General features: G+C 71.4%; 4 protein-coding genes. 1 reads left to right on the plus strand and 3 read right to left on the minus strand.

The annotated features are described in order from the left end of the window. On the plus strand, positions 1 to 1,648 hold a 1,648-nt coding region (locus ACFU7Y_RS40770; protein ID WP_380771442.1), incomplete at its 5' end, for a thiamine pyrophosphate-dependent enzyme. 129 nt (positions 1,649 to 1,777) lie between these two features. Here the strand turns inward: ACFU7Y_RS40770 and ACFU7Y_RS40775 are convergent. The 3 genes from ACFU7Y_RS40775 to ACFU7Y_RS40785 all read right to left on the minus strand — a co-directional run bounded on the left by ACFU7Y_RS40775 (position 1,778) and on the right by ACFU7Y_RS40785 (position 4,331). After that, a complete protein-coding gene (locus ACFU7Y_RS40775) occupies positions 1,778 to 2,266 on the minus strand; it encodes a universal stress protein (RefSeq protein WP_380771444.1) in 489 nt (162 codons plus the stop codon). Between the two features lie 46 nt (positions 2,267 to 2,312). Beyond that, on the minus strand, positions 2,313 to 3,329 hold the full coding sequence (adhP, locus tag ACFU7Y_RS40780) for an alcohol dehydrogenase AdhP (protein ID WP_224282610.1): 1,017 nt from the start codon (positions 3,327 to 3,329) through the stop codon (positions 2,313 to 2,315). Positions 3,330 to 3,506: 177 nt separating this feature from the next. After that, complete coding sequence (locus ACFU7Y_RS40785) at positions 3,507 to 4,331, minus strand: GntR family transcriptional regulator (RefSeq protein ID WP_380771446.1); 825 nt, start codon at positions 4,329 to 4,331, stop codon at positions 3,507 to 3,509. Between the last annotated feature and the right edge of the window lie 55 nt (positions 4,332 to 4,386).

The following is a 4,386-nucleotide window of genomic DNA, read 5'->3' on the forward strand; positions in this document are numbered from 1 at the left end:
CGCCTACGCCCGGGTGCGGGCCGCCGACGCCGACCCGGACAAGCTCGAACAGGGCGTCGGAGCCGTTGCGGTGACGTACGGGGTGGGCGCGTTCAGCCTGCTCAACACCATCGGCGGCGCGTACGTCGAGGACGTACCGCTGATCGCGATCAACGCGGCGCCGTCCTACGAGCAATGGCTCAACTACCAGGCGGTCGGCCTGCTCACCTCGCACATGAGCCCGCGCCGGGAGAGCAACCTGGACGTCTACCGGCAGGTCACGGTGGACGCACAGGTGCTCTCCAACCCGGGGCTCGCGCCCTCGCAGATCGACAGCGCGATCACCGCGTGCCTGACCGAGCGCAAGCCGGTCTACCTGGAGGTCATGGAGGACCTCTGGCACGCGCCCTGCGAGCCTCCGAAGGGTGAACTCCGCGCTCACGAGCGGCCGTTCACCAAACGGAACAAGGACATGCTGGAGAAGGCCGTCACGGCAGCGGTGGAGCTGATCAGGAAATTCGGCACACCGATCGTCTGGGCCGGCGAGGAACTGGTCCGCCTGCGGCTGGAGAACGAGCTGCTGGAGTTCGTGCAGTCCACCCGGATGCAGTTCTGCACCACGGTCGGCGCGAAGTCCGTGGTGTCCGAACGGCACCCGCTGTTCGCCGGCGTCTACAACGGCAAGGCGAGCCTGCCGGAGATCCGGAAGGCCTTCAAGAACGCGGGGTGCCGGATCGGCCTGGGAACCTGGTCCACGTCCAAGAACCTCGGCGGCGAGCAGTCCATCGGCGACGACTGGATCGTGGCGGCACGCGAAGGAGTCAGCGTCGGCGCCACGTACTTCCCCGAAGTGCAACTCGGCCGGTTCATCACCGCGTTGAACAAAGCCCTGGCGGGACAGACCTTCCCGGCCGACCACTTCGCGCTGGCGCACGCGGCGGGCCTGGACGTCCCGGCCAGCACGGCCGCCTTCCTGGACTCGCTGAGCACCGACCAGTACCCGCCGGAGCTGACCTACGACAGCTTCTTCCAGCACGTCAACCACTTCCTGGAGCACCAGGCCACCGGCGGGGACCCACAGGCCGCCTCGCCGTTCACGGTGGTCTCGGACGCGGCGTTCGCGCTGCTCGGCTCGATGAACCTGCGGATCACCGAGCGGGCCGGCTTCCTGGCACAGAACAGCTGGCTGTCCATCGGCTACTCCGTCGGCGCGGCCACCGGCGTGGCGCTGGGCCGACAGCAGCCGATGAAGCGCCCGCTGGTGTTCGTCGGGGACGGCTCGTTCCAGGAGATCTGCCAGGAGCTGTCCACCCAGGTACGTCACCACCTGCGGCCGGTGGTCTTCGTCCTGGACAACGAGGGCTTCTACGGCATCGAGCAGATGCTGGTCAGCCCCTGCTACTACAAGGAGAAGCCGTCCGACGGGGCCGACTTCTACAACGTGCTGCACCCGTGGCGCTACGAGAAGCTGGCCGAGGTCTTCGGCACGGACAAGGACCGGATGCACGGGTACGAGCTCACCACCCACGCCGAGCTCGACTCACTCCTGCTGGACATCGCCGATGCCGGCAACGACATCAACCACGCGCCGATCCTGGCCCGCGTCCGGCTCAGCCGGCACGACTACCCGAGGGCGCTCCAGTACAAGATCGACGAGAACTGCACGTAGCCGCCCCGAGTCCACCGGCCCCCGTCCCCGACGAGGGCCGGTGCGTGCCCGGTACCGGCGGCCGTACCTCGGGCCGAGCCGCATCGACGACTGCGTGACCGGCCCAGCAGAAGGCCGGCCGGGGCCGGGTCACCGGCCGGCGGCCGGCCCGTCGGCGTGCTCGGCGTGCTCGGCGTGCTCGTGCCCGGTGTCCCGGACGACGACGACCGGGCAGGAGGCGTGCTGGACGCAGTGCTGGCTGACCGAGCCGAGCAGCGCCCCGGCGAAGCCCCCGTGGCCGCGGTTTCCGAGGACCAGTAGTTCGGCACCATCGGCGACCTTCAACAGGACCTGGGCGGCGTTGCCGTACTCCACCCGCTCGCGCACCTCGGCCGGGCACTGCGGGCCCGTCTCCTGCGCGACGGCCTCGGCGAGCGCCTTGCCGGCGTACCCGGCGACCTCCACGTCGACCACGGCCACGCCCCAGTCGTAGATGGCCGGGTACTCCCAGGTGATCACCGCCTCGACCGTGGCGCCGACCAGGGCGGCCTGCCGTACCGCCCACCGCAGGGCGGCGCGTGAGGACGCCGATCCGTCGACGCCCACCACGATCCGCCGCTCTGCCGCCGTCTCGTTCATGTCGTTGCCTTCCTCTTCCCTCGGATCGTGGATCGCGGGCCGGGCCTCAGCCGCGCAGGTCGAAGACCAGGCGGGCGGAGACCTTGCCGCTCAGGACCTCGTCGAAGCAGGCGTTCACGTCCTCCAGGCGGCGGGTCTCGCGGATGACCCGGGTGCGGCCGAGGGCGTGCAGGCGGAAGACCTCGGCGAGGTCCTCGCGGGTGCCGACGATCGAGCCGATCACCTTGGTGCCGTTCAGCACCGTCTCGAAGACGGGCAGTTCGAGCTTGCCGCCGGCCGGGAGGGCGACCAGGACGAGGGTGCCGCCGCGTCGCAGCGCACCGTAGGCGGCCTGGAAGGAGGTGTTGCTGACGGCGAGGGCGATCGCGGCGTGGGCGCCGCCGAGGGCCTGGACCTCGGTGGCGACGTCCTGGGTGCGGGCGTCGATCACGTGGTCGGCGCCGAGGTCGCGGGCGAGGGCGAGTTTGTCGTCGGTGACGTCGACGGCGATGGTCTCGGCGCCGCAGATCCGGGCGTACTGGAGGGCGAGGTGGCCCAGGCCGCCGATGCCGGAGATCAGGACCCGGGTGCCGGGGCGGGCGCCGGAGACCTTGAGGGCCTTGTAGGTGGTGACGCCCGCGCAGGACAGCGGTGCGGCGTCCATCGGGTCGATGCCGTCGGGGACGGGGACGACGTAGTCGCCGTGCGCGAGCGCGTACTGGGCGTAGGCGCCGTCCACCGAGTAGCCGCTGTTGTGCTGCCGGAGGCAGAGCGTCTCCCAGCCCGAGACGCACTGGTCGCAGCGTCCGCAGGCGTCCGCGAGCCAGGGGATGGCGACCCGCTCGCCCACCCGGACGTGCCGGACCAGGTCACCGGCCGCCTCGACGATGCCGACGCCCTCGTGCCCGGGGACGAACGGCGGGCTGGGCTGGACCGGCCAGTCGCCGTGGGCCGCGTGGATGTCGGTGTGGCAGAGGCCGGAGGCCTCGATCCGGACCCGGACCTGGTGCGGCCCCGGCTCCGGTAGCGGGCGGTCCTCGATGACCAGCGGTGCGGTGAAGTCGTGGACGACGGCGGCCTTCATGATGGTCCTGCCCTTCTGGCGGTGGCGGAGGGGCGGTCCCGGTGTCCGCCGGTACCGCGTTGCCTTCATCCCACCGCCTCGGCCCGGCGTCCGCTGGGGCCGGGAGGTACCCCCGTTCAAGGCCGAAGGTCCCCGCTTGCCCGGCCGATGCGGACGGCTCCGAGGTGCGTGTTCCCGTCAGGGCGTCTGGACCGAGGCGCCCAGCCGGTAGTCGTGTGCGGAGAACGCGGCTGCGACGGCGAAGCGGTCCGCGCGGACGAGCGTCTGGCGCCATTCGATCAGGCGCCCGCCGGTGTCGTGGCCGAGCCGGTCGATCGCGAGCAGCGCGGTGGTCTCGGGGCAGTCGAGCAGGATGCGCTCCCCCCGGCCGGGGACGACGGCGCGGATGCGTTCCCAGCCGCCGCAGATGCGGCTGCCGCAGTGGCGTTCGAGTTCGTCGTAGAGCGAGGTGTGGGTGAAGTCGACGTCCAGCAGCGGGTGGGCCACGTCTGCGGGCAGCCAGATCCGGTCGACGGCGAGTGGTTCCTCGTCGGCCAGGCGGATGCGTTCGAGGTAGACGAGCGGTGTGGACTCCTCCAGTCCCAGTCGGGCGGCGATGACGCCGTCGGCACGCCGGTCGAGCGCGCGCACGATGCTGCGCTGGACGGCGCCGACCTCCTCGACGGCGCGGAACAGGCTGTACGCCTCGCCGACGTCCTGCTCCAGCGGGCGGCTCGCGGTGAACCTGGAGGCCTTGCCGCGCTGTGCGGTGACGAGGCCTTCTTCACGGAGCGTCCGGAGGGCCTCGCGGACCGTGTGCCGGCTGACCTGGTATTCGGCGACGAGGTCGTGCTCGCCGGGGAAGACGTCGCGGAACTCGCCCTCGTCGAGCCGGCGCAGCAGGTCGGCGCGCAGCTGTGCCCAGAGCGGATTGCCCGCGGATCGGGTGAGGGGCCTGGGGCCGGGCTCGGAGGTCACGGCGCCGTCCTGGGGGTCAGGGATCGGATGGGTGGTGCGGGACACGGAGTGAATGGTCGTACCTTCGGGGGGATAGCACAAAATCGGCGCCCGCCGGTCG

The sequence above is a fragment of the Kitasatospora sp. NPDC057542 genome (genome assembly GCF_042801945.1).
Classification (GTDB): domain Bacteria; phylum Actinomycetota; class Actinomycetes; order Streptomycetales; family Streptomycetaceae; genus Kitasatospora.